The sequence below is a fragment of the Cellulosimicrobium sp. KWT-B genome (assembly GCF_002127155.1).
GTDB classification, from domain to species: domain Bacteria; phylum Actinomycetota; class Actinomycetes; order Actinomycetales; family Cellulomonadaceae; genus Cellulosimicrobium; species Cellulosimicrobium funkei.
In genome coordinates, this window is sequence record NZ_NEDO01000005.1 from 305,435 (window position 1) to 328,209 (window position 22,775).

Genomic DNA, 22,775 nt, shown 5'->3' on the forward strand with positions numbered 1-22,775 from the left:
CCGGGCGTCAGCCCTGCGGGGTGACGCTCCACGTGCCGGCGGTCTTCACGGCGAGGACGCCTGGCAGCGCGAGGTCGTACGTCTCGGTGAACGCCTCGGAGTCGCCGAACATGCGCGACGCCTCGCGCGTGACCCCGAAGTACCGGCCCTGGAACGAGTCCTCGGGGCCCGCCGGCGTCCACGACACCTCCGCGCTCGTCGTGCTGCCGTCGAGCCGCAGGACGGTCGGCCCCGTGCCCGACTGCGGCCCTGCGACGGGCGGCAGGTCGTTCCAGCTCTCGAACCGCAGGGACCACTCCCCCGACGCTTCGAGCCAGATCGACTGCTGCGGCGCGGAGTCCTCGAAGACGTCCATGAGGTACGACCCGGTCGTCTCACCGAGCGCGCCCGGGTACGGCGTGACGTCCGTCGGCGCCATGAACGCGCGCGTCCCGGCACAGTCGCCGCAGTCCAGGTGCACGACGACGGCGAAGTCGCCGTCGCGCGCGAACGTCACGGCGGCGCTCCCCGTCCCGCTCGCCGCGGCGGGTGCACCGGCGGCGACCGTTCCCGCGTCCACCGCCTGAGCGGGTGGCGCGGAGGGACGGTCGGCGAGCGGGTCGACCGCCTCGGGCGTCGTCTCCTCCGACGGCTCCTCGCGCGTGCCCGGCGGGTCCTCGGTGGCCGTCGGGCTCGGGGCGGAGGACCCCGGAGCGACCTCCGGCTCCCCGGTCGCCGTGCACCCTCCGAGCGCGACGACCGCGACCGTCACGATGGCCAGAGGGACGACGGCGGACACGGCCCGGCGACGGCGCGGCGGTCTCTCCGGACGGGCGCTCACGGGACCAGCCTCGCAGAGACCGGACGGTTCCTGCGCGCTCGGCTCACCCCCGGCGCCACCGGGCGCGGTCAGTCGCGCGCCTGCCAGGTGCACACGCACGCCTCGTTGCCCTCGGCGTCGGCCAGGACCCAGAACGCGGGCGCGCGACGGTCGGACACGAGGTGGCCGCCCGCGGCGATGGCGGCGGTGACGCGCGCCTCCGCGACGTCGTGCGGGACCGTGACGTCCACGTGGATGCGGTTGCGCTGCTCGCGCGGCGCGTCCATCTGCTGGAACCAGAACGCGGGGGCGCGCCCGCTCGGGTCGCGGAGCTCGGGCGCGGGCAGCTCGGGCGCGCCTTCGTCGAACCCGAGGACGGCGCGCCAGAACGGCTGCACCGCCGTGCCGACGAGCGTGTCGATCGCGATCTCGAGGTCCTGCACCGCCGTCGGGTCCGCGACGAGGTCGAGCTCGCGCGCCGCCGCGGAGATCTGCCGGGCGAGTTCGACGTCGCGCGTGCTCACGCCGCCCACGTCGTGCGACGTCAGCCGGACCGTCACCGTCCCGTACCGCAGGTCCACCTCGGGGTGGTGGTTCGCCGCCTCGGCGAGCTCGCCGATCGCGTCGACCAGCTCCACCCCCGCGGTGAACGACCCCGTGCGGAACAGCGTCTGCACCGTCCTCAGGATGAACCGCCAGTCCTCGACGCCGTCGCTGTCGTGGAACTGGCGCGCGGTGATGCGGTCGTCCGCCGTCTGGGTCATGGCCGTCCTCCGGGGTGCGTCGCTGCGGCGAGGTGCGACACCACGCTAGTGCGCGCCTCCGACGCCCGCGCGCTCCGCGGTCACTCGAGGATCGCGCCGCGCGACGCCGACTGGACCAGCTTGGCGTACTTGGCGAGCACCCCGCGCGTGAACGTCGGGGGCAGCGGCGCCCACCCGTCGCGGCGCGCGGCGAGCGTGTCGGCGTCGACGAGCAGGTCGAGCGTCTTGTTCGCGACGTCGAGCCGGATCGGGTCGCCGTCGCGCACGAACGCGATGGGGCCGCCGTCGACCGCCTCGGGCGCGACGTGCCCGACGCACAGGCCGGTCGTCCCGCCGGAGAAGCGGCCGTCCGTGAGCAGCAGGACCGTCTTGCCGAGCCCCGCGCCCTTGATCGCGCCCGTGATGGCGAGCATCTCGCGCATCCCCGGGCCGCCCTTGGGCCCCTCGTACCGGATGACGACGACGTCGCCGTCCGTGATCGTGCCGTCCTCCAGAGCGTCGAGCGCCGCGCGCTCGCGCTCGAAGACGCGCGCGGTGCCCTCGAACACGTCCTCGTCGAACCCGGCGGACTTCACGACGGCGCCCTCGGGCGCGAGCGACCCGTGCAGGATCGTGATGCCCCCGGTGTGGTGGATCGGGTCGTCGAGCGCGCGCAGGATCTTGCCGTCCGGGTCGGGCGGGTCGATCTCGGCGAGGTTCTCCGCGACGGTGCGGCCCGTGACGGTGAGCGCGTCGCCGTGCAGCAGGCCGGCGTCGAGCAGGGCCTTCATGACGACGGGCACGCCGCCGATGCGGTCGACGTCGTTCATCACGTAGCGCCCGAACGGCTTGAGGTCGCCGAGGTGCGGCACGCGGCTCGCGACGCGGTCGAAGTCGGCGAGCGTGAGGTCGACCTCGGCCTCGTGCGCGATGGCGAGCAGGTGCAGCACCGCGTTGGTGGACCCGCCGAAGGCCATGACGACGGCGATCGCGTTCTCGAACGCCTCCTTCGTCATGATGTCGCGCGCCGTGATGCCGAGCCGCAGCAGGTTGACGACGGCCTCGCCGGAGCGGTGCGCGAACGCGTCCCGGCGCCGGTCCGCCGACGGCGGCGCCGCCGAGCCGGGCAGCGACATGCCCATCGCCTCGGCGACCGACGCCATCGTGTTCGCCGTGTACATGCCGCCGCACGCGCCCTCGCCGGGGCAGATGGCGCGCTCGATGCGGTCCACGTCCTCGCGGCTCATGAGCCCGCGCGCGCACGCGCCGACCGCCTCGAACGCGTCGATGAGCGTGACGTCCTTCTCCGTGCCGTCGGAGAGCTTGACCCAGCCGGGCATGATCGAGCCCGCGTAGAGGAACACGCTCGCCAGGTCCAGCCGCGCGGCCGCCATGAGCATCCCCGGCAGGGACTTGTCGCACCCGGCGAGGAGGACCGTCCCGTCGAGGCGCTCCGCCTGGACGACCGTCTCGACCGAGTCCGCGATGATGTCGCGGCTCACGAGCGAGAAGTGCATCCCCTCGTGGCCCATGGAGATGCCGTCGGAGACGGAGATCGTCCCGAACTGCAGCGGGTACCCGCCGCCCGCGTGCACGCCCTCCTTCGCGCCCTGCGCGAGCCGGTCGAGCGACAGGTTGCACGGCGTGATCTCGTTCCACGAGCTCGCGATGCCGATCTGCGGCTTGGCGAAGTCCTCGTCGCCCATGCCGACGGCGCGCAGCATGCCGCGCGACGCCGTCGCCTCCAGGCCGTCGGTGACCTGGCGGGAGCGCGGCTTGAGGTCGGGTCCGGCGTCGGACCCCGAGGTGTGCCCAGTCATGACCCCACTCTAGGAACGGCACCGGCGCGGGGCGCGGCGGGACGCGCCGGACGCGCTGCGGCACGGAGGCCCGCCCGGCCCGTGCAGGCCCGAGACGGGCCGACCGCGGTGCGAGGCGCACGGCATCATGGGGCCGTGCACACACGCCCCGGAGCCGTCCGAGCCCTCTTGCCCGTCCTCGCCCTGGCCGCGACCGCCGCGTGCGCGGCTCCCGCGCCGTCGGGCACGAGCCCCGGCTCTCCCACCTCCGCGACGTCCGCCCCCGCACCGGACGCGACGACCGGGACGCCCGACGACGCCGCGACCGCGACGGAGACCGCGAGCGCCGAGGAGGCTCCCGAGGGGCAGGTCGAGACGCCCGAGGAGTCGTTCCGCGCGTGGCTGGCCGCGAGCCGCGCGCCGGACGTCGAGGTCGCGTGCGGCTACCTCGCACCGGAGCTCGTCGACCGGATGGTCGCCGAGATGACGGCACAGGGGTGGCCGGGCATCACGGACTGCGCGTCGATGACCACGACCACCGCCGGTCTCTACGCGGCCGTGGGCGACGTGCCGGAGGTCGAGGTCGGCGTCCGCGAGGAGCGCGCGGACGCGACGGTGCTGTCCGTCGTCTACGACGGCGGCGACTGCGGGACCGCCGTCATGGTGCCGCAGGGCACGCGGTGGGTCGTCACCGAGCAGTCCGAGGAGGAGTGCTGACCCTCGCCGCGTAGGGCTTCGCGCCCGGGCACGACGACGGGCCCGCACCTCGGGAGGTGCGGGCCCGTCGTCGTCGGGTCAGCGGCGCTTGATGAGCGACACGTCGCGGACGGCGCCGCGGTCGGCGGACGTCGCCATGGCGGCGTAGGCCTGGAGAGCGGGCGAGACGTAGCGGTCGCGGTCGACCGGCTGCCACGGGTTCTCGCGCGCCTCCATCTTGGCGCGGCGCTCGGCGAGCACGTCGTCGGGCACGTTGAGGCGGATGAGGCGGGTGTCGACGTCGATCTCGATCTCGTCGCCGTCCTCGACGAGGCCGATGACGCCGCCCGCGGCGGCCTCGGGCGAGACGTGGCCGACGGAGATGCCCGAGGACCCGCCGGAGAAGCGGCCGTCGGTGATGAGCGCGGTGACCTTGCCGAGGCCGCGGCCCTTGATGAACGACGTCGGGTACAGCATCTCCTGCATGCCGGGGCCGCCCGCGGGCCCCTCGTAGCGCACGACGACGACGTGGCCGGGCTGGACCTGCTTGGTGAGGATCTTCTCGACGGCCTCGTCCTGCGACTCGCAGACGAGCGCCGTGCCGACGAAGTGGAAGACGTCCGGGTCGACGCCGGCGGTCTTGAACACGGCGCCGTCCTCGGCGAGGTTGCCGCGCAGCACGGCGAGCCCGCCCTCGACGGTGTACGCGTGCTCGAGGTCGCGGATGCAGCCCTCGGCCGCGTCGGTGTCGAGCGACTCCCAGCGGTTCGACGTCGAGAACGCCTGCGTGGTGCGCACTCCCCCGGGCGCCGCGTGGAACAGCTCGACGGCCCGCTCGGTCGCCTTGCCGCCCCGGACGTCCCAGTCGTCGAGCCACTCGCGCAGCGTCGGCGTGTGGACGCTCGTGACGTCGTGGTCGAGCAGGCCCGCGCGGTCGAGCTCGCCCAGGAGGGCGGGGATGCCGCCGGCGCGGTGCACGTCCTCCATGTGGAAGTTCGGGTGGTTCGGCGCGACCTTGGACAGACACGGCACCTGGCGGCTGATGCGCTCGATGTCGGTGAGGTCGAAGTCGACGCCCCCCTCCTGCGCAGCGGCGAGGATGTGCAGCACGGTGTTCGTCGAGCCGCCCATCGCGACGTCGAGCGCCATGGCGTTCGAGAACGCGGCCTTGGTCGCGATCGAGCGGGGCGCGACGGAGTCGTCCTCGTCCTCGTAGTAGCGCTTCGCGAGCCCGACGATCGTGCGCCCGGCCTCGAGGAAGAGCTCCTTGCGCGCGGCGTGCGTCGCGAGGGTCGAGCCGTTGCCGGGGAGCGACAGGCCGAGCGCCTCGGTGAGGCAGTTCATCGAGTTCGCGGTGAACATGCCGGAGCACGACCCGCACGTGGGGCACGCGCTCTCCTCGACCTGGGCGAGCGCGGCGTCGGACACCGCGTCGTCGGCCGAGTAGTTGATCGCGTTGACGAGGTTGAGCGGGGTCTTCGCGACGCCGTCGGCGACGACCGCCTTGCCCGCCTCCATGGGCCCGCCGGACACGAAGATCACGGGGATGTTGAGCCGCAGCGCGGCGTTGAGCATGCCGGGCGTGATCTTGTCGCAGTTCGAGATACACACGAGGGCGTCGGCGCAGTGCGCGTTGACCATGTACTCGACCGAGTCGGCGATGAGGTCGCGGCTCGGGAGCGAGTAGAGCATGCCGCCGTGGCCCATGGCGATGCCGTCGTCGACGGCGATGGTGTTGAACTCCTTGGAGACGCCGCCGGCCTCGCGGATCGCGGACGCGACGAGGTCGCCCATGTCCTTGAGGTGGACGTGGCCGGGGACGAACTGCGTGTACGAGTTGGCGATCGCGATGATCGGCTTGCCGAAGTCCTCCGCGCCCATGCCGGTCGCGCGCCAGAGGGCGCGGGCGCCGGCCATGTTGCGGCCGTGGGTGGACGTCCGAGAGCGCAGGGGGCGGCTCATTCCGGGACAGCTCCTTCGACGGGGTGCTGCGACCGATCCTCCGGCCGCCGGGTCACATTACGCCTCGTCGGGGCGGTCCGGCCGAGGCGTCCGTCTCGTGGTCGTGCGGCCTACGTACGTAGCCCCGGCGGACCTACGGGATGTCCACGCGATCCGGACGTAAGGGTTGAACCGCCTCCCGTACCCCTGCCACCGTGGGCGAGCACGTCACGGCCGGACGACCACCGCGACGCCTCGACGGGGAGCGGCACACCGCTCGGGTCGGGGCAGGTCCTCGCCGGCCCCGACCCGACCACTTCTCTCCCCGAGGGGGCACCTCCATGTCCACGTCCACCACGTCCGCGCCGCCCGGCGCCACCCCGGGGGCCGCAGCGCGCGCCACCGACCCCGTCACCCAGGACGACGTCGTCACGCGCTCGTCGGCCCGTCACGCCCTCGCGCTCACGCGGATCGGCACGGCCGTCGTCTTCCTGTGGCCGTTCACCGACAAGCTCGTCGGCCTCGGCTACGCGACCCCGCGCGAGCGCGCGTGGCTCGCGGGCGGCGCGCCCACGCAGGGCTACCTGGAGAACGGCGCCCAGGGCCCGCTCGCGAGCACGTTCGCCGCGATGGCGAGCCCCGTCACCGACTGGCTCTTCATGCTCGGGCTGCTGGGCGTCGGCCTCGCGCTCCTGCTGGGGATCGGCCTGCGGGTCGCCGCGGTGAGCGGCACGGTCCTGTTCGCGATGCTGTGGCTCTCGCAGTGGCCGCTCGCCGCCGGTTCGAACAACCCGGTCGTCGACGACCACGTCCTCGTGATCCTGCTCCTCGCCGTCCTCGCGACGACGCTCGCGGGCGACACGTGGGGCCTCGGCCGCCGCTGGGCGGCCCTCCCCCTCGTGCGCCGGGCGGCCTGGCTGCGCTGACGCACCGAGGGACCGGCGCCCCCACGGGTGCAGCACCGGGGCGGGGCCGCGACGTCGCGGCCCCGCTCCGTCGTCCGACGCCGCCCTCAGGCCCCGGCGGTGTGCGCGCCCTCGAGCTCGTCGGCGTGGCGGATGTGCCGCGTGACCCACGGCGCGAGCGCGAACAGCGCGAGCGCGAACACGAGGGTGATGGCGCCGATGCCGCCGAAGTACGCGGTGTCGGAGGCGCCCTCGGTGACCTGCACGACCTGCGCCGTGATGGCCTGCCCGGCGGCGGGCGCGAGGAACCACAGGGCCATCGCCTGGGACCGGAACGCCTTGGGCGCGAGCAGCGTCGTCGCGGCGAGGCCGACCGGCGACAGGCACAGCTCGCCGAGCGTCTGGATCACGTAGACGAGCACGAGCACCCACGACGGCGCCTTGCCGTCGCCGACGACGGCCGACGCGGCCGCGAGGAAGAGGAACGACACCGACGCGAGGGTGAGGCCGATCGCGAACTTGTTGGCCGTCGTCGGGCGGTCGCCCGTCTTGAGCCAGATCCACGCGAACACGGGCGCGAGGACGATGATCGACAGCGGGTTCACCGACTGGAAGAACTCGGGGCTGATGCCCACGCCGAAGAACGTCAGGTCGGTGCGGTCCTTCGCGAACGCCGAGAGCGTCGTGGCCGCCTGCTCGAAGATCATCCAGAAGAGCATCGCCGCGACGAACAGCGGGATGTACGCGATGACGCGCGGCCGCTCGGCGTCCGTCACGCGCGGCGAGCGGTACATGACGATGAAGTACGCGATCGGCGCGAGGAACGCCAGGTAGGACATCGTGTCGATGAAGGTCGAGATCTCGAACCCGCCCGCGACGAGGACGGCGACCAGACCGACCAGCACCACGCCGCCCGCGATGAGGAGGAAGATCCGCGCGATCTTGGCGCGCTCCTCGGGGCGGACGGGGTTGGGCACGTGCGCGCCCGCCTCGCCGAGGTACCGCCGGCCCGCGACGAAGAACACGAGCGCGACCGCCATGCCCACCGCGGCCACGGCGAAGCCCGCGTGGTACCCGCCCCAGGCCCGCGCCGCGCCCACGAGGAACGGCGCGACGAACGAGCCGAGGTTGATGCCCATGTAGAAGATCGAGAAGCCCGAGTCGCGGCGCGGGTCGTCGCGCGCGTACAGCTCGCCGACCATCGACGACACGTTGGGCTTGAGCAGGCCGGTGCCGAGCGCGACGAGCGCGATGCCCACCATGGAGAAGCCCGTGCCGGGGATCGTGAGGCTCACGTGCCCGGCCGCGATGATGATGCCGCCGTACAGGACCGAGCGCCGGGACCCGATCACGCGGTCCGCGAGCCAGCCGCCCACGACGGACAGCAGGTACACGCTCGTGCCGTAGATCGACACGAGCGCGAGGCCCGTCGTCTCCCCGATGCCCAGGCCGCCGTTCGCCACGGTGTCCGTGAGGTAGAACAGCAGGATCGCGCGCATCCCGTAGTAGCTGAACCGCTCCCACAGCTCGGTGGTGAAGAGCGTCAGCAGCCCGCGCGGGTGCCCGAAGAACGCGTGGTCCCCGACGATGGCCCCCGCGGCGGGCCCCTCGGCCGCCCCCACTCCGGCCGCGGTACCCGGCCCGAGGGGCGGAGCTCCGGCCTCCGGCTCGGTGCGCGCCTCGCGCCCGAGCGCGGGGCGTCGCGCGTCGTCCTGCTCTCGTCGGTCGTCGCCACCCATCCTGCGATGCTCCCACCGGCGTGCACCGCCTGCGACCGTTAGCGTGGCCGGATGCCGACGCTCTGGTGGTGCCGCCGCGACCTCCGCCTCGCCGACAACCCGGCCCTCGTCGCGGCGGTGCAGGCCGCCCGGGACGCGGACGACGAGGTCGTCGCGCTCTACGTGCTCGACCCGCGCCTGTGGGGCTCCGCGGGCGACCCGCGCCGTGCCTACCTCGCGCGGAGCCTCGCCGCCCTCGACGAGGCGACCGGCGGCCGGCTCGTCGTCCGGCACGGCGACCCGAGCGCCGTCGTGCCCGCCGTCGCGCACGAGGTCGAGGCGCGCGAGGTGCACGTCGCGGCGTCGTTCGAGCCCTACGGCGTGGCCCGCGACGTCGCGGTCGAGGAGGCGCTGCCCGACGCCGGCGCGCACCTCGTGCGCACCGGCTCGCCCTACGCCGTCGCGCCGGGACGCCTGCGCACGCGCACCGGGACCCCGTTCCAGGTCTTCACGCCGTTCCGCGACGCGTGGGTCGAGCACGGCTGGCGCGACCCGGCGCCGCGACCGCGCGACGTGCCGTGGGCCACGCTCCGGTCGGACGGCGTCCCCGCCGACCCCGGTACCGACGCCCGGCTCCCCGCCGCAGGCGAGGCCGCGGCGCGGCGCCGATGGCGCGACTTCCTCGCGGACCACCTCGCGGGCTACGCGACGGAGCGCGACCGCCCGGACCGGCCCGCGACGTCGGGCATGTCCGTGCCGCTGAAGTGGGGCGAGCTGCACCCGCGCACGCTCCTCGCCGACGTGCGGAGCGCCCTGCACGACGGGCTCGCGCCGTCCGACGACGCGCTCGCCTACCGCTCCGAGCTCGCCTGGCGCGAGTTCCACGCCGACGTCCTGTTCCACCACCCGGGGGCGGCGCAGCGGTCGCTCCGGGACGTCGTGCCCGAGGACGCGTGGGCGGAGGGCGCCGCCGAGGACGCGTACCTCGCCGCGTGGGCCGAGGGCCGCACCGGCTACCCGCTCGTCGACGCCGGGATGCGCCAGCTCCTCGGCGAGGGGTGGATGCACAACCGCGTGCGGATGGTCGTGGCGTCCTTCCTCGTCAAGGACCTGCACGTGCGGTGGCAGCGCGGCGCGGAGCACTTCATGGCGCACCTCGCGGACGGCGACGTCTCGCAGAACCAGCTGAACTGGCAGTGGGTCGCCGGGACGGGCCGCGACGCCGCGCCGTACTTCCGCATCTTCAACCCCGTCACCCAGGCGAAGAAGTTCGACCCCGACGGCACCTACGTGCGCCGCTGGGTGCCGGAGCTGCGGGAGGTCGAGGGCCGGGCGGTCCACGAGCCGTGGACGCTGCGCGAGCAGCCGGCCGGGTACCCGGAGCGGATCGTCGACCACGCCGTCGAGCGGAAGGTCTCGCTCGACGACTTCGAGCGGGCCCGGCGCGCCTGACGCATCTTTCTCAACCAGAGGGTTGACGACTCTCCGGGTGCGGCGTAGCGTCGTTGTCAACCAATGAGTTGACGACCGGACGCCGCACCCCGGCGCCCCACGAGGAGGTCCCGTGACGGCCGACCCGCTCTCCCGCGTGTTCTCGGCGCTCGCCGACCCCACGCGCCGCGACATGGTGGCCCGGCTCGCGTCGGGAGACGCCAGCGTCGGCGAGCTCGCCCGGCCGTACGACATGTCCGTCCAGGCGGTGTCCAAGCACCTGCGCGTGCTCGAGGACTCCGGCCTGGTGACCCGCACGACGGACGCCCGGCGCGCCCCCGTGCACCTCGAGGCGGAGGTGCTGGACCTCATGACGAAGTGGATCGCGCGCTACCGGCGCGAGGCCGAGGACCGCTACCGCCGCCTCGACGACGTCCTGCGCGACCTGCCCGACCGACCGGGCACCACCGAGAACGACCCGACGACAGGAGCAGCACCATGACCACCACCGGCACCCACGAGACCGAGATCGTCGTCCCCACGGACCTCCCGATCGTCCGCATCGTGCGCGAGTTCGACGCGCCCGCCGCGAAGGTCTTCCGCGCCCACCTCGACCCGGAGCTCTTCGCGCGCTGGAACGGCCCGCGCTACCTCACCCAGCGCAACGAGCTCTGGGACGTGCGCACGGGCGGCGCGTACCGGTACGTCCAGGTCGACCCGGACGGCAACGAGTACGCGTTCTTCGGCAGCGTCCACGAGGTGCGCCCGGACGAGCTCATCGTCCAGACGTTCACGTTCGAGGGCTTCCCCGACGGCGTCTCGCTCGACCGCCTCGTGTTCGAGGACCTGCCCGACGGCCGCAGCCGGCTCACCGCGACGTCGCTCGTCGACTCGTTCGAGGGCCGCGACGGCTTCGTCGCGAGCGGCATGGAGGTCGGCGTGCGCGAGGGCTACGAGCAGCTCGACGAGCTCCTCGCGGGGTCCTGACCCGCCCTCTGCTCTACCTCGCGCTCGACGAGGGGCGGCACCCACCAGCGGTGCCGCCCCTCGTCGTGCGCGGGTCAGGTGGTTCCCCGTGCCCGGCCCCCGCGGCCGGGCACGGGAGTCTCAGCCCCTCACGCGTCGCCGCGCGCGAGCAGGCGGCCCGTGGGGCGGTCGAGGGTGATCTCCTCGCCCCGCAGATACGTCGCGACGACGGCGCCCGAGAGCGCGCGGTCGGCGTAGGGCGTGATGGGGTTCTTGTGGTGCAGGGCCTTGGGGTCGACGACGAACGCCGTGTCCGGCTCGACCACCGCGAGGTCCGCGTCGAAGCCCAGCGCGATCGAGCCCTTGCGCCGCAGGCCCGCGACGGCCGCCGGGCGAGCCGACATCCACTCGACGACGCGCGCGAACGGCACGCCGCGCGTCCGCGCCTCGGTCCACACGATCGCGAGCCCGAGCTGGAGCGACGACACGCCGCCCCACGCCGTCCCGAAGTCGCCCGTGTCGAGCTCCTTGAGGTCGGGCGTGCTCGGCGAGTGGTCCGAGACGATGCAGTCGATCGTGCCGTCGAGCAGCCCCTCCCAGAGCAGCTCGCGGTTGTCGATCTCCCGGATGGGCGGGCAGCACTTGAACTGCGTCGCACCGTCGGGGATCTCCTCGGCCGCGAGCGCCAGGTAGTGCGGGCACGTCTCGACCGTGAGGCGCACGCCCTCGCGCTTCGCGCTGCGGATCATCGGCAGCGCGTCCGAGCTCGACAGGTGCAGCACGTGCGCGCGCGCCCCGGTCCAGCGCGCCGCCTCGATCACCGCCGCGATCGCGACGTTCTCCGCGCCGCGCGGGCGGGACGCGAGGAACGTGTCGTAGTGGTCGCCGTGCGGGGTGGGTGCCCGCTCGATCGCACGCGAGTCCTCGGCGTGCACGAGCATGAGCCCGTCGAAGTCCGCGAGCAGGCGCAGGTCGGCCTCCAGCTCGTCCGGCTCGAGGTACCCGAACTCCTCGACCCCCGAGTGCAGCAGGAAGCACTTGAACCCGAACACGCCCGCGTCCCACAGGGGCCGCAGCTCGTCCGCGTTGCCGGGCACGGCGCCGCCCCAGAACCCGACGTCGACGAACGCCTGGTCGCGCGCGACCTTCTGCTTGGTCTCGAGCGCCTCGACGTCGACCGTCGGGGGGATCGAGTTGAGCGGCATGTCGACGATCGTCGTCACCCCGCCCGCGGCGGCGGCCCGCGTCGCGGACGCGAACCCCTCCCACTCGGTGCGCCCCGGCTCGTTCACGTGCACGTGCGTGTCGACGAGCCCGGGCACCAGCACCTGGTGCGGCCCCAGCTCGACGACGCGCGCGCCGTCGAGCCCGGCGCCGAGCGGCTCGATCGCGCGGACCACTCCCCCGACGACACCCACCTCGCGCGGGTGCTCCCCACCGGCGACGAGCACGCGCTCGCCGCGCACGACGAGGTCGTACTCGTGCTCGCGACCGCTCACCTCACCCGTGCCCATCGCGCCCTCCGTCATGTCTCCTGCTCCCTGGGGTGCGGCGCGCTCAGTCGAGCAGCGCGGTGGCGGTGGGGGCGTCCTCGGCCGAGATCGCGAGGTCCTCGAACTCGTTGACGCCCGTGATCTCGACGCCCATGGCGATGTTCGTGACGCGCTCGAGGATGACCTCGACCACGACCGGCACGCGGAACTCTGCCGCCATGGCCTGCGCCTTCGCGAACGCCTCGCCGAGCCCCTCGGGGTCGGTCACGCGGATCGCCTTGCAGCCCAGGCCCTCGGCCACCTTGACGTGGTCGACGCCGTAGCCGCCCAGCTCGGGCGAGTTGACGTTCTCGAACGAGAGCTGGACGTGGTAGTCCATGTCGAAGGCCCGCTGCGCCTGGCGGATCAGGCCCAGGTAGGAGTTGTTCACGACGACGTGCACGTACGGCAGGTTGAACTGCGCGCCGACCGCGAGCTCCTCGATCATGAACTGGAAGTCGTAGTCGCCCGAGAGCGCGACGACCGGCTCGTCCGGCACGGCCTTCGCGACGCCGAGCGCCGCGGGGCCCGTCCAGCCGAGGGGCCCGGCCTGGCCCGCGTTGATCCAGTGCCGCGGCTGGTACACGTGGAGGAACTGCGCACCGGCGATCTGCGAGAGCCCGATGGTCGTGACGTAGCGCGTCTCGGGGCCGAAGGCCTTGTTCATCTCCTCGTACACGCGCTGCGGCTTGATGGGGATCTCGGTGAAGTGCGTCTTGCGCTGCAGCGTCCGCTTGCGCTCGGCGCACTCGGCCGCCCAGCCCGCGTAGTCGCGCGCGCGGCCGGCGTCGCGGCGCTCGCGCGCCACCTCGACGAACAGCTCGAGGGCCGCCTTCGCGTCCGAGACGATGCCGTAGTCGGGCGCGAACACGCGACCGATCTGCGTCGGCTCGATGTCGACGTGGACGAACGTGCGGCCCGCGCGGTACGTGTCGAGGCCGCCCGTGTGGCGGTTGGCCCAGCGGTTGCCGATGCCGAGCACGAAGTCGGACGCGAGCAGGTTCGCGTTGCCGTAGCGGTGCGACGTCTGGAGACCGGCCATGCCGGCCATGAGCGCGTGGTCGTCCGGGATGACGCCCCAGCCCATGAGCGTCGGGATGACGGGGACGCCGAGCGTCTCGGCGAGCTCGACGAGCAGGTCCTCGCCGCCCGCGTTGACGATGCCGCCGCCCGCGACCAGCAGCGGGCGCTCCGCCGCGAGCAGCAGGTCGATCGCCTTCTCGGCCTGGGCGCGCGTCGCCGTCGGGCGGTGCACGGGCAGCGGCTCGTAGGTCGCCGGGTCGAACTCGATCTCCGTGAGCTGCACGTCGATCGGCAGGTCGACGAGCACCGGGCCCGGGCGCCCCGAGCGCATGAGGTGGAACGCCTGCTGGAAGACCTGCGGCACCTGCCCGGCCTCGAGGACGGTCTTGGCCATCTTCGTCACCGGAGCGGCGATGCTCGCGATGTCGACGGCCTGGAAGTCCTCCTTGTCGAGCTTGGCGACCGGCGCCTGGCCCGTGATGCAGAGCATCGGGATCGAGTCGGCCCACGCGGCGTAGAGGCCGGTGATCATGTCGGTGCCCGCGGGGCCCGACGTGCCGATGCAGATGCCGATGTTCCCCGGCTTCGCGCGGGAGTAGCCGTCGGCCATGTGCGACGCGCCCTCGACGTGGCGCGCGAGCACGTGGCCGATGCCGCCGTGCGCGCGCATCGCGGAGTAGAAGGGGTTGATGGCGGCGCCGGGCAGGCCGAAGGCCTGGGTCGCGCCCTCGATCTCGAGGATCGCCACTGCGGCGTCCACCGCACGCATACGAGGCATGGTTTCTCTCCTTGCTGGAGGTGACGTCGTCGTCAGGGGAAGGTCAGGAGCCGTCGCGGCCGGACAGGCGCTCGACGCCGCGGAACAGGCCGGAGTGGTCGAGGCCGCCGTCGCCGTTCGCGCGGGCGGAGGCCATGAGCTGGGCGACGAGGCCGCCGAGCGGCGCGACGACGCCCGCCTCGCGGGCCGCGGCGGTGACGATGCCGAGGTCCTTGTGGTGGAGCTCGATCCGGAAGCCGGGACCGAAGTCGCGGTCGAGCATCTTGCGCGCCTTCTGGTTCAGCACCGCCGAGCCCGCGAGGCCGCCGCCGAGGACCTCGATCGCGGCCTCGGTGTCGACGCCGTAGGCCTCGAGGAAGACGACCGCCTCGGCGAGCGCCTGGATGTTCGCGGCGACGATGAGCTGGTTCGCGGCCTTGACGGTCTGGCCGGAGCCGTTCGGGCCCACGTGCACGACCGTCTTGCCCACGACGTCGAGGAACGGCTTGGCCGCCTCGAAGTCCTCGGGCGTGCCGCCGACCATGATCGACAGCGCGGCGTTGATCGCGCCCGGCTCGCCGCCCGAGACGGGGGCGTCGACGATCCGCAGGCCCGCGTCCTTCGCCTGCTGCGCGAGCGCGACCGTGACGTCCGGGCGGATCGAGGAGAAGTCGACGACGAGCGCGCCGGGCTTCGCGTTCGCGAGGACGCCGTCGTCGCCGGTGAGCACCGCCTCCACGTCGGGCGAGTCCGGGACCATGATCGCGACGACGTCGGCGCCCGAGACCGCGTCGGCGACCGACCCGGCCGCGCGACCGCCCGCCTCGACGAGCGGCGCGGTCTTCTCGGGGGTGCGGTTGTAGCCCGCGACGTCGTGCCCGGCGTTCTGCAGGTGGACGGCCATGGGGCTGCCCATGATGCCGAGTCCGATGAAGGCGATGGAGGCCATGGTGTGCTCCTCTGGGTGGTTCAGGTCGGGGGTCGGGGCGGCCGGACGGCCGGCGCGCGGACGGCGGGCGGCCGGGGGTCGCGTCAGCGCTCGGCGGCGGGGAGCCACGCGAACGGGTCGGCCGCCGCGGTCTTGTACTCGAGGCCGATCCAGCCGTCGTAGCCGCCGGCGCGCAGGTCCTTGGTCCAGCGCTCGATCGGCAGGTCGCCCGTGCCGGGCTCGCCGCGACCGGGCGCGTCCGCGACCTGCACGTGCGCGATGCGGCCGCGGTAGGTCGACAGGGCCGCGTCGACGTCGTCGCCGTTGACGGCCAGGTGGTAGACGTCGAACAGGAGGCCCAGGTTCGTCTCGCCGTGGTCGGCGGCGACCCGGTCGATGACGCGCACGGCGTCGGCCGCGGTCTTCAGCGGGTAGGCCGGCGCGCCGCTCACGGGCTCGACGAGCACCGTGCCGCCGATGCGCCCGACGGCCCGCGCCGCGAGCGCGAGGTTCTCGGCACCGAGCTCGTCCTGCACCTCGGGCGTCTCGCCCTCCTGGCGGTTGCCGTAGAGGGCGTTGAACGCGCGGCAGCCGGTGCGCTCCCCGATCGCGGTGACGACGTCCAGGTTCGCGCGCAGGTCGGCCGAGCGCGCGGGCCACGACACGAGCCCGCGGTCGCCGCCGGGCATGTTCCCGGCGTCGAAGTTCAGGCCCGTGAGCTGCACGCCCGCCGTCTCGATCGCGCCGACGAACGCGTCCACCTCGTCGCGGGCGGGCGTGGGCGACGCGAACGGCCACCAGAACTCGACGCCCCGGAACCCCGCCGCCGCGGCGGCGGCCGGCCGCTCGAGCAGCGGCAGGTCCGTGAGCAGGATCGAGCAGTTGACGGTGTACGTCGGTGCGGGGCTCATCGTCGTCTCCCTGGGTCCGTCCGCGTCTCGCTGCGTTGCGATTCCGTTCTGCGGAACTTTTCTTCTGCTGTATGGAAGTGTAGGCACGCGCGTCGCCGGGCGTCAACAGCGCCACCGCCGTCGACCCGGAGCCCACGGACGACGAAGGGCCTGGTCCCTCCAGGGGGACCGGGCCCTTCGCAGGTCATCGCTGACGACCGATTGACGGTCGTCAGCGCCGGCGGTCGAGCTTGACCTGTCGGTTCACGTCCTTGTAGAGCAGGTAGCGGAACGGCTTGGGGCCGCCCGCGTAGCAGGCCTGCGGGCAGAACGCGCGGAGCCACATGAAGTCGCCCTCCTGGACCTCGACCCAGTCGCCGTTGAGGCGGTAGACCGCCTTGCCCTCGAGCACGTAGAGGCCGTGCTCCATGATGTGCGTCTCCGCGAACGGGATGGACCCGCCGGGCTGGAACGTCACGATGTTGACGTGCATGTCGTGCGCGAGGTCGTCGGGGTCGACGAACCGGGTCGTCACCCACACGCCGTCCGTGTCCGGCATCGCGCGCGGCTCGACGTCCTGCTCGCGCGTGACGAACGACGTCGCGGTGTGGCCCGGGATCGGCTCGTACACCTTGCGGATCCACTGGAACGCGGCCTTCGCGTCCGAGCGGTTGTGCAGCGCCCACCGCTCCCCCGCCGCCAGGTACGCGTACCCGCCCGGCTCGAGCACGTGCTCGACCCCGGCGAGCGTGAGCACGAGCGTGCCCTCGGTGACGAAGACGACGGACTGCACGGTCTCCTCGTCCTCGCCCTGGTCCGACCCGCCGCCGGGCGAGACCTCCATGACGTACTGCGCGAACGTCGTCGCGAAGCCCTCGATCGGCCGGGCGAGCACCCACAGCCGGGTCTTGTCCCAGCCGGGCAGGTTGCTCGTGACGATGTCGCGCAGCACGCCGCGCGGGATCACCGTGTACGCCTCGGTGACGATCGCGCGGTCGGTGAGCAGCTCGGTCTGGCCGGGCAGGCCACCCTGCGGGGTGTAGTAGGGGGTGGTCTGGGTCATGGGGTCACTCCTCGGAGGTCGTGGCCGTGCCGGTGGCGGTGCCACGGCGGCCGGCGGGAAGGATGGGAGGGCGGGCGCTCAGCCCGCGACGGGCTGCGGCGCGCGTCCGGAGACGCGGACCGCGTCGAGCCCGGCACGGTCGAGGCCGGTCGCGGTGCGGACCTCGGCCTCGGTGAGCGCGCCGCAGTCGACGCCGCGCCCGAGGAACCAGGCCATCGCCTTGGCGGTCGCCGGCTCGTCGAGGACGCCCCCGGCGTCGGGCACGAACCCGACGTACGCCGCGAGGCGCGCGAGCGCCGACGCCGCGCCCTCGCGGTAGAACGCGTACGTCGCGGCGAACCTGCTCGGGATCTGCGCGGGGTGCAGGTCCCAGCCCTGGTAGTACCCGCGCTCGAGCGAGCGGCGCACGAGCCGCCCGTGCAGTCGCCACGCCGCGTCGACGGCCTGGGGGTCGCCGACGGGCAGGACGTTCGTCGACCCGTCCGACAGGCGCACGCCCGTGCCCGCGACGGCGAGCTGCATGACCGACTTCGCGTGGTCGGCCGCGGGGTGCTCCATCGACTGGTACGCAGCGGCGATGCCGAGCGACGCCGAGTAGTCGTACGTGCCGTAGTGCAGCGCCGTGACACGACCCGGCGCGGCGTGCACGAGGCGGGCGACCGTCGCCGTGCCGTCGGCCGCGAGCAGCGCCTGCGGCGTCTCGACCTGGACCTCGAACCGCAGGGTGCCCGGTTCGAGGCCGTTCGCCTCCTCGACGTGCTCGCACGCGCGCGCCATCGCCTCGACCTGCTGGGGCGCGGTGACCTTGGCGAGCGTCACGACGAACCCGTCCGGCAGGGCGCGGGCCTCGCCGGCCGCGGCGCGACCCGCGACGAGCTCCGCGACGAACAGCGCGAGGGTGCGCACGCCGCGTCGACGCGTCGCCTCCTCGAGGCACTTGATGCGGATGCCCGCGAACGGCGTCGCGGTGCCCTGCGCCTCGGCCCGGACGAGCTCGCGCGCCGCCGCGATCACCGCGGCGTCCTCCGCCGCGTCGCCGCGGTCGCCGAACCCGTCCTCGAAGTCGATGCGGAGGTCCTCGATCGCCTCGACCGCGAGCTTCGCGCTCACGCGCTCCGCGACGGCGTCCGCGAGGTCGCCCCCGGCCCCCTCCCCGACGCCCAGCAGGTCCACGAGCCGACGGACGCCGCCCGCGCCGTCGACCGCCTCGCGCGCCCGGGCCGCCCACTCCGGCGCGAGGCCGGCCGCGTACCGGTCGCCCGGCACGTAGACGGTGTGCACGGGCTGGCGCGAGCCGTCGTCGCCCGGGTAGCGGGCCGCGAGCTCCGCGTCCCAGGGCGCGAGCAGCCCGTCGAGCGACGCGTGCAGCGCCGCGACGCCCTCCTCGCTGAAGCCGCTGACCGAGCCCGCCTCGGGACCGGCCGGCATCAGGACGCGTCCTGCTCGTGCGCGACGACGTCCTCGTACGCGGGCAGCGTGAGGAAGTCGACGTAGTGCTCGTTGAGCGCGATGTCCTCGACGAGCGCCGCCGCCCGGTCGTACGGCCCGGCGTCGTAGGCCTCGTGCCCGACGTCGTCCCGCAACCGCGCGGTCTCCTCGCGCAGGAGCGTGCGGACCAGGTCCGCGGTGACGGTCGTGCCCGCGCTCTCGCCCGCGGTGAACGACGCGCCCGAGCGCACCCACTGCCACACCTGCGAGCGGGAGATCTCCGCGGTCGCGGCGTCCTCCATGAGGTTGTGGATCGCGACCGCGCCGTTGCCCGCGAGCCACGCCGCGACGTAGGCGACGGACACGTAGAGGTTGTTGCGCAGCCCCGCCTCGGTGACGTCTCCCTGCGCGGACGCCACGTCGAGGAGCTGGTCGGCGGTGACGTGGACGTCGGGGCGCTGCCGGTCGAGCTGGTTCGGGCGCTCGCCGAGCACCCCGTCGAACACCTCGCGGCACACCGGCACGAGGTCCGGGTGCGCGACCCACGACCCGTCGAAGCCGTCGCCGGCCTCGCGCTGCTTGTCGGCACGCACCTTCTCGAACGCCTGGGCGGTGACCTCGGGCTCGCGGCGGTTCGGGATGACGGCCGCCATGCCGCCCATCGCGAACGCGCCGCGCCGGTGGCACGTCTGCACCAGGAGCTCGGTGTACGCGCGCATGAACGGCGCGGTCATCGTGATGGACCCGCGGTCGGGCAGCGTGAACGACGGCCCGGAGTCGCGGAAGTACTTGATCACGGAGAACAGGTAGTCCCAGCGGCCCGCGTTGAGCCCGGACGCGTGGTCGCGCAGCTCGTAGAGGATCTCGTCCATCTCGAACGCGGCCGGGATCGTCTCGATGAGGACCGTCGCCCGGATCGTCCCGTGCGGGATGCCCAGCGCCTGCTCCGCGTGCGTGAAGACCTCGTCCCACAGGCGCGCCTCGAGGTGGGACTCCATCTTCGGCAGGTAGTAGTACGGCCCGGACCCGCGCGCGACGAGCTCCGCGGCGTTGTGGAAGAAGTGCAGCCCGAAGTCCACGAGCGCGCCGACGGCGGGCGTCCCGTCCACGGTGAGGTGCACCTCGTCGAAGTGCCAGCCGCGGGGCCGCACGACCATGACGGCGAGCGGGTCGCCGTCGGTCTCGGGGCGCAGCGCGTACTGCTTGCCCTCGGGCGACGTGAACGCGAGCGTGCGGCGCGTCGCGTCGTGCAGGGCGACCTGCCCCCCGACGACGTTGCTCCAGTGCGGCGTCGACGCGTCCTCGAGGTCGGCGAGCCAGACCTTCGCGCCCGAGTTGAGGGCGTTGATCGCCATCTTGGGCGTCGGGGGGCCGGTGATCTCGACGCGGCGGTCCCGGAGGTCGGCGGGCGCACCGGCGACCGTCCAGTCCCCCGCGCGCACGTCGGCGGTCTCGGGCAGGAAGTCGAGGCGACCCGTGCGGGCGACCTGCTCGCGCCGCGCGGCCCGGGCGGCGAGCAGCTCGTCGCGGCGGGCGCCGAACCGGCGCTGCAGGTCGGCGACGAAGTCGAGCGCGTCGGGCGTGAGGATCTCGTCGGACCGCTCGACGGCGGGTCCGTGGACGGCGACGGCCGTGGTGGTGGTCATGGTGGTGTCCTTTCTGCGGGGCGGGCCGGGCTGACGAGCGTGCGTCAGGACCGGGCTGCCGACCCGACGTGGTGGCCCGACGTGGTGCTCCCCTGAGCCTGGCCCGCACGGTCGCGCTCCGCGACCTCGGCGACGGCGCGCGCGACGGCCGTCGAGACGGCCGGCTCGAAGACGCTCGGGACGATGTAGCTCGCGCTGAGCTCCTCGGGCGCGACGGCGTCGGCGATCGCGACGGCCGCGGCGCGCAGCATCTCGTCGGTGATCTCGCTCGCGCCGACGTCCAGCAGGCCGCGAAATAGGCCCGGGAAGGCGAGCACGTTGTTGATCTGGTTCGGGTAGTCGCTCCGGCCCGTGGCGACGACCGTCGCGTGCTGCGCCGCGGCGATCGGGTCGACCTCCGGCGTGGGGTTCGCCAGCGCGAAGACGATCGCGTCGTCGGCCATGGTGGCCACGTCGTCGCCCGTGAGGATGTTCGGCCCGGAGACGCCGATGAAGACGTCGGCCCCGGCCAGGCCCTCGCGCAGCGTGCCCGTGAAGCCGTCGGGGTTGGTCGTCTCCGCCAGGCGGCGGCGGTGCTCGTCGGTGAGGCTCGCGCCGGGGTGGATCGCGCCCTGGCGGTCGAACGCGACGATGTTGCCCGCGCCCTGGCCCTGGAGCAGCGCGATGATCGCGTTGCCCGCCGCGCCGACGCCGGAGACGACGATGCGCACGTCCTCGATGGCCTTGCCCACCACGCGCAGCGCGTTCGTCAGCGCCGCGAGCACGACGATCGCCGTGCCGTGCTGGTCGTCGTGGAACACGGGGATGTCGAGCTCCTCGCGCAGGCGGCGCTCGATCTCGAAGCAGCGCGGCGCCGAGATGTCCTCGAGGTTGATCCCGCCGTACACGGGTGCGATGGCCTTCACCGTGCGGATGATCTCCTCGGTGTCGGTCGTGTCGAGGCACACCGGCCAGGCGTCGACGCCCGCGAACTGCTTGAACAGCGCGGCCTTGCCCTCCATGACGGGGAGGGCCGCGGCGGGACCGATGTCGCCCAGGCCGAGGACGGCGGTGCCGTCGGTCACGACCGCGACCGTGTTGCGCTTGACCGTCAGACGGCGCGCGTCCTCGGGCCGCTCCGCGATGGCGAGGCACACGCGCGCCACGCCCGGCGTGTAGGCGCGGGCCAGGTCGGCGCGGTGGCGCAGCGGCACCTTGGGGTTGACCTCGAGCTTGCCGCCGAGGTGCATGAGGAACGTCGCGTCGCTCACGTGCCGCACGGTGAGGCCGTCGAGCGCGCTCAGCGCGTCCCGGATCTGCTCCACGTGCGCGGCGTCGACGGTGTCGGCCGTGATGTCGACGACGAGGCGGTCGGCGCCCGACTCCGAGACGTCGACGCCCGTGATCGCCGCACCCGTCGCGCTCACGGCCGCGACGAGGTCGCTCGCCGTGCGGTGACCGCTGGGGGCCTCGACGCGCAGCGTGATGGAGTAGCTCGGGCTGGTCGCGGCGTTCTTCGCCGTCGCGGCCTGCGTCTCCGGGGCCTTCGTCTCGGACGTCATGTTCGTTCCTTCTTCTCGTATGCTGATGCGTGTCTTCCGTGATGCGGAAGGGAGTGCGGGAGGTTCCCGCACTGCTCAGGCGAGGTGCGCCCGCCGTCGGGCGGCACCTGGTGGACAGGAGATGGTGAGATGGCCGAGACACCGGCGGCGACGGAGCCGACGGAGACCGCGCCGGGCACGCGGGCGGCGAAGCCGGCCGGGGGCGTGCAGTCCGTGGACCGCGCGATCGAGCTGCTCGAGCTGCTCGCCGACTTCGGCGGCGAGTCCGGCCTGAGCGAGCTCGCGCAGCACGCGGGGCTCCCCCTGCCCACGATCCACCGCCTGCTGCGCACGCTGCTCGCCCAGGGCTACGTGCGCCAGACGCCGTCGCGGCGGTACACCCTCGGCCCGCGCCTCATCCGGCTCGGCGAGTCGGCGGGCCGCCAGCTCGGCGCCGGCGCGCGCCCCTACCTGGAGCGCCTCGCCCACGACCTCGGCGAGTCGGCCAACCTCGCGATGATCGACCGCGACATGGCGGTCTACGTCGCCCAGGCGTCGTCGAGCCACTCGATGCGCATGTTCACCGAGGTCGGACGGCGCGTCTACACGCACTGCACGGGCGTCGGCAAGGCGGTCCTCGCCCAGCTCCCCGACCAGACGGTGCGCGAGATCATGGGCCGCGTCGGCATGCCGCCCGCGACGGACCAGTCGATCACCGACGTCGACGCGCTCCTCGCGGAGCTCGCCGCGACCCGCGAGCGCGGGTACGCGATCGACGACGGCGAGCAGGAGCTCGGTGTGCGCTGCTTCGCCGTCGCGGTGCCCGACGCCCCGACCCCCACCGCGCTGTCCGTCTCCGGGCCCGCGGCCCGCGTGACGTACGAGTTCGGCGAGCACGCGGTCCCGGTGCTGCACCGCGTCGCGAGCGAGCTCACGCGCGAGCTCATCACCGCGGCGCCCTGAGGCGGGCGCGCCCTGCCGGGCCGCGGG

At 73.7% G+C, this 22,775-nt stretch carries 19 protein-coding genes; 6 read left to right on the plus strand and 13 right to left on the minus strand.

All coding sequences use genetic code 11. The annotated features are described in order from the left end of the window. Positions 1 to 7: 7 nt before the first annotated feature. From B9L22_RS16780 to ilvD (B9L22_RS16790), 3 genes are all read right to left on the minus strand, one after another. On the minus strand, positions 8 to 820 hold the full coding sequence (locus B9L22_RS16780; RefSeq protein ID WP_143317357.1) for a hypothetical protein: 813 nt from the start codon (positions 818 to 820) through the stop codon (positions 8 to 10). 68 nt (positions 821 to 888) lie between these two features. Continuing rightward, the gene (locus B9L22_RS16785) at positions 889 to 1,563 is read right to left on the minus strand and encodes a 4a-hydroxytetrahydrobiopterin dehydratase (RefSeq protein WP_086151220.1); all 675 of its coding nucleotides are present in this window, start codon (positions 1,561 to 1,563) and stop codon (positions 889 to 891) included. An 80-nt stretch (positions 1,564 to 1,643) separates the two neighbouring features. Beyond that, on the minus strand, positions 1,644 to 3,362 hold the full coding sequence (ilvD, locus tag B9L22_RS16790) for a dihydroxy-acid dehydratase (protein ID WP_021482630.1): 1,719 nt from the start codon (positions 3,360 to 3,362) through the stop codon (positions 1,644 to 1,646). A gap of 135 nt (positions 3,363 to 3,497) precedes the next feature. Here ilvD (B9L22_RS16790) and B9L22_RS16795 point away from each other — a divergent pair, with 135 nt between their 5' ends. Then, positions 3,498 to 4,058, plus strand: coding sequence for a hypothetical protein (locus B9L22_RS16795; protein WP_143317359.1), 561 nt, complete (start codon positions 3,498 to 3,500; stop codon positions 4,056 to 4,058). A gap of 78 nt (positions 4,059 to 4,136) precedes the next feature. Here B9L22_RS16795 and ilvD (B9L22_RS16800) read toward each other — a convergent pair whose 3' ends face one another. Next, the gene (gene ilvD, locus B9L22_RS16800; protein WP_086151222.1) at positions 4,137 to 5,999 is read right to left on the minus strand and encodes a dihydroxy-acid dehydratase; all 1,863 of its coding nucleotides are present in this window, start codon (positions 5,997 to 5,999) and stop codon (positions 4,137 to 4,139) included. A gap of 320 nt (positions 6,000 to 6,319) precedes the next feature. Between ilvD (B9L22_RS16800) and B9L22_RS16805 the strand changes: the two genes are divergently transcribed. Beyond that, positions 6,320 to 6,904, plus strand: a complete 585-nt coding sequence (locus tag B9L22_RS16805; RefSeq protein ID WP_086151223.1) for a DoxX family protein — start codon at positions 6,320 to 6,322, stop codon at positions 6,902 to 6,904. 86 nt (positions 6,905 to 6,990) lie between these two features. Here the strand turns inward: B9L22_RS16805 and B9L22_RS16810 are convergent, their stop codons facing one another. After that, positions 6,991 to 8,622 carry a peptide MFS transporter gene (locus B9L22_RS16810; protein ID WP_086151224.1) on the minus strand — a complete coding sequence of 544 codons (1,632 nt, stop codon included), beginning with the start codon at positions 8,620 to 8,622 and terminating at the stop codon, positions 6,991 to 6,993. A gap of 51 nt (positions 8,623 to 8,673) precedes the next feature. Between B9L22_RS16810 and B9L22_RS16815 the strand changes: the two genes are divergently transcribed. From B9L22_RS16815 to B9L22_RS16825, 3 genes are all read left to right on the plus strand, one after another. Beyond that, positions 8,674 to 10,053, plus strand: coding sequence for a deoxyribodipyrimidine photo-lyase (locus B9L22_RS16815; protein WP_086151225.1), 1,380 nt, complete (start codon positions 8,674 to 8,676; stop codon positions 10,051 to 10,053). Between the two features lie 112 nt (positions 10,054 to 10,165). Continuing rightward, entirely contained in the window at positions 10,166 to 10,534 is a 369-nt protein-coding gene (locus tag B9L22_RS16820) for a helix-turn-helix transcriptional regulator (protein ID WP_086151226.1), read from the plus strand. Continuing rightward, positions 10,531 to 11,019: an SRPBCC family protein gene (locus B9L22_RS16825; protein WP_074809869.1), complete on the plus strand. Its 489-nt coding sequence runs from the start codon at positions 10,531 to 10,533 to the stop codon at positions 11,017 to 11,019. Before B9L22_RS16820 ends, B9L22_RS16825 begins: the two co-directional genes overlap by 4 nt. Before the next feature lie 128 nt (positions 11,020 to 11,147). Here the strand turns inward: B9L22_RS16825 and allB are convergent, their stop codons facing one another. The 8 genes from allB to B9L22_RS16865 all read right to left on the minus strand — a co-directional run bounded on the left by allB (position 11,148) and on the right by B9L22_RS16865 (position 21,806). Then, positions 11,148 to 12,527, minus strand: a complete 1,380-nt coding sequence (gene allB / locus B9L22_RS16830) for an allantoinase AllB (RefSeq protein WP_086151227.1) — start codon at positions 12,525 to 12,527, stop codon at positions 11,148 to 11,150. A gap of 28 nt (positions 12,528 to 12,555) precedes the next feature. Then, entirely contained in the window at positions 12,556 to 14,331 is a 1,776-nt protein-coding gene (gene gcl, locus B9L22_RS16835) for a glyoxylate carboligase (RefSeq protein ID WP_086151228.1), read from the minus strand. 43 nt (positions 14,332 to 14,374) lie between these two features. After that, positions 14,375 to 15,259: a 2-hydroxy-3-oxopropionate reductase gene (locus B9L22_RS16840; protein WP_086151229.1), complete on the minus strand. Its 885-nt coding sequence runs from the start codon at positions 15,257 to 15,259 to the stop codon at positions 14,375 to 14,377. Positions 15,260 to 15,342: 83 nt separating this feature from the next. Next, positions 15,343 to 16,149 (minus strand): hydroxypyruvate isomerase family protein, encoded by an 807-nt coding sequence (locus B9L22_RS16845; protein ID WP_086151230.1) that lies wholly within the window; start codon positions 16,147 to 16,149, stop codon positions 15,343 to 15,345. A 211-nt stretch (positions 16,150 to 16,360) separates the two neighbouring features. Next, positions 16,361 to 17,191 carry a bifunctional allantoicase/(S)-ureidoglycine aminohydrolase gene (locus B9L22_RS16850; RefSeq protein ID WP_021481128.1) on the minus strand — a complete coding sequence of 277 codons (831 nt, stop codon included), beginning with the start codon at positions 17,189 to 17,191 and terminating at the stop codon, positions 16,361 to 16,363. A gap of 78 nt (positions 17,192 to 17,269) precedes the next feature. After that, entirely contained in the window at positions 17,270 to 18,619 is a 1,350-nt protein-coding gene (locus B9L22_RS16855) for an aldolase/citrate lyase family protein (protein WP_086151231.1), read from the minus strand. Continuing rightward, positions 18,619 to 20,265, minus strand: a complete 1,647-nt coding sequence (aceB, locus tag B9L22_RS16860; RefSeq protein ID WP_085387606.1) for a malate synthase A — start codon at positions 20,263 to 20,265, stop codon at positions 18,619 to 18,621. The genes B9L22_RS16855 and aceB overlap by 1 nt, the downstream gene beginning before the upstream one ends. 44 nt (positions 20,266 to 20,309) lie before the next feature. Then, positions 20,310 to 21,806: an NAD-dependent malic enzyme gene (locus B9L22_RS16865; RefSeq protein WP_086151232.1), complete on the minus strand. Its 1,497-nt coding sequence runs from the start codon at positions 21,804 to 21,806 to the stop codon at positions 20,310 to 20,312. 129 nt (positions 21,807 to 21,935) lie between these two features. Between B9L22_RS16865 and B9L22_RS16870 the strand changes: the two genes are divergently transcribed. Next, positions 21,936 to 22,748: an IclR family transcriptional regulator gene (locus B9L22_RS16870; RefSeq protein ID WP_021480426.1), complete on the plus strand. Its 813-nt coding sequence runs from the start codon at positions 21,936 to 21,938 to the stop codon at positions 22,746 to 22,748. The last annotated feature ends 27 nt before the right edge of the window (positions 22,749 to 22,775 follow it).

What these genes read in the sequence shown, in the direction of transcription:
- B9L22_RS16805 (WP_086151223.1), top strand. Translation starts at nt 6,320, where the DNA reads ATGTCCACGTCCACCACGTCCGCGCCGCCCGGCGCCACCCCGGGGGCC.
- ilvD (WP_021482630.1), bottom strand. Translation starts at nt 3,362, where the DNA reads ATGACTGGGCACACCTCGGGGTCCGACGCCGGACCCGACCTCAAGCCG.
- B9L22_RS16785 (WP_086151220.1), bottom strand. Translation starts at nt 1,563, where the DNA reads ATGACCCAGACGGCGGACGACCGCATCACCGCGCGCCAGTTCCACGAC.
- B9L22_RS16815 (WP_086151225.1), top strand. Translation starts at nt 8,674, where the DNA reads ATGCCGACGCTCTGGTGGTGCCGCCGCGACCTCCGCCTCGCCGACAAC.
- aceB (WP_085387606.1), bottom strand. Translation starts at nt 20,265, where the DNA reads ATGACCACCACCACGGCCGTCGCCGTCCACGGACCCGCCGTCGAGCGG.
- B9L22_RS16825 (WP_074809869.1), top strand. Translation starts at nt 10,531, where the DNA reads ATGACCACCACCGGCACCCACGAGACCGAGATCGTCGTCCCCACGGAC.
- B9L22_RS16810 (WP_086151224.1), bottom strand. Translation starts at nt 8,622, where the DNA reads ATGGGTGGCGACGACCGACGAGAGCAGGACGACGCGCGACGCCCCGCG.
- B9L22_RS16865 (WP_086151232.1), bottom strand. Translation starts at nt 21,806, where the DNA reads ATGACGTCCGAGACGAAGGCCCCGGAGACGCAGGCCGCGACGGCGAAG.
- allB (WP_086151227.1), bottom strand. Translation starts at nt 12,527, where the DNA reads ATGACGGAGGGCGCGATGGGCACGGGTGAGGTGAGCGGTCGCGAGCAC.
- B9L22_RS16870 (WP_021480426.1), top strand. Translation starts at nt 21,936, where the DNA reads ATGGCCGAGACACCGGCGGCGACGGAGCCGACGGAGACCGCGCCGGGC.
- B9L22_RS16850 (WP_021481128.1), bottom strand. Translation starts at nt 17,191, where the DNA reads ATGACCCAGACCACCCCCTACTACACCCCGCAGGGTGGCCTGCCCGGC.
- B9L22_RS16845 (WP_086151230.1), bottom strand. Translation starts at nt 16,149, where the DNA reads ATGAGCCCCGCACCGACGTACACCGTCAACTGCTCGATCCTGCTCACG.
- gcl (WP_086151228.1), bottom strand. Translation starts at nt 14,331, where the DNA reads ATGCCTCGTATGCGTGCGGTGGACGCCGCAGTGGCGATCCTCGAGATC.
- ilvD (WP_086151222.1), bottom strand. Translation starts at nt 5,999, where the DNA reads ATGAGCCGCCCCCTGCGCTCTCGGACGTCCACCCACGGCCGCAACATG.
- B9L22_RS16840 (WP_086151229.1), bottom strand. Translation starts at nt 15,259, where the DNA reads ATGGCCTCCATCGCCTTCATCGGACTCGGCATCATGGGCAGCCCCATG.
- B9L22_RS16855 (WP_086151231.1), bottom strand. Translation starts at nt 18,619, where the DNA reads ATGCCGGCCGGTCCCGAGGCGGGCTCGGTCAGCGGCTTCAGCGAGGAG.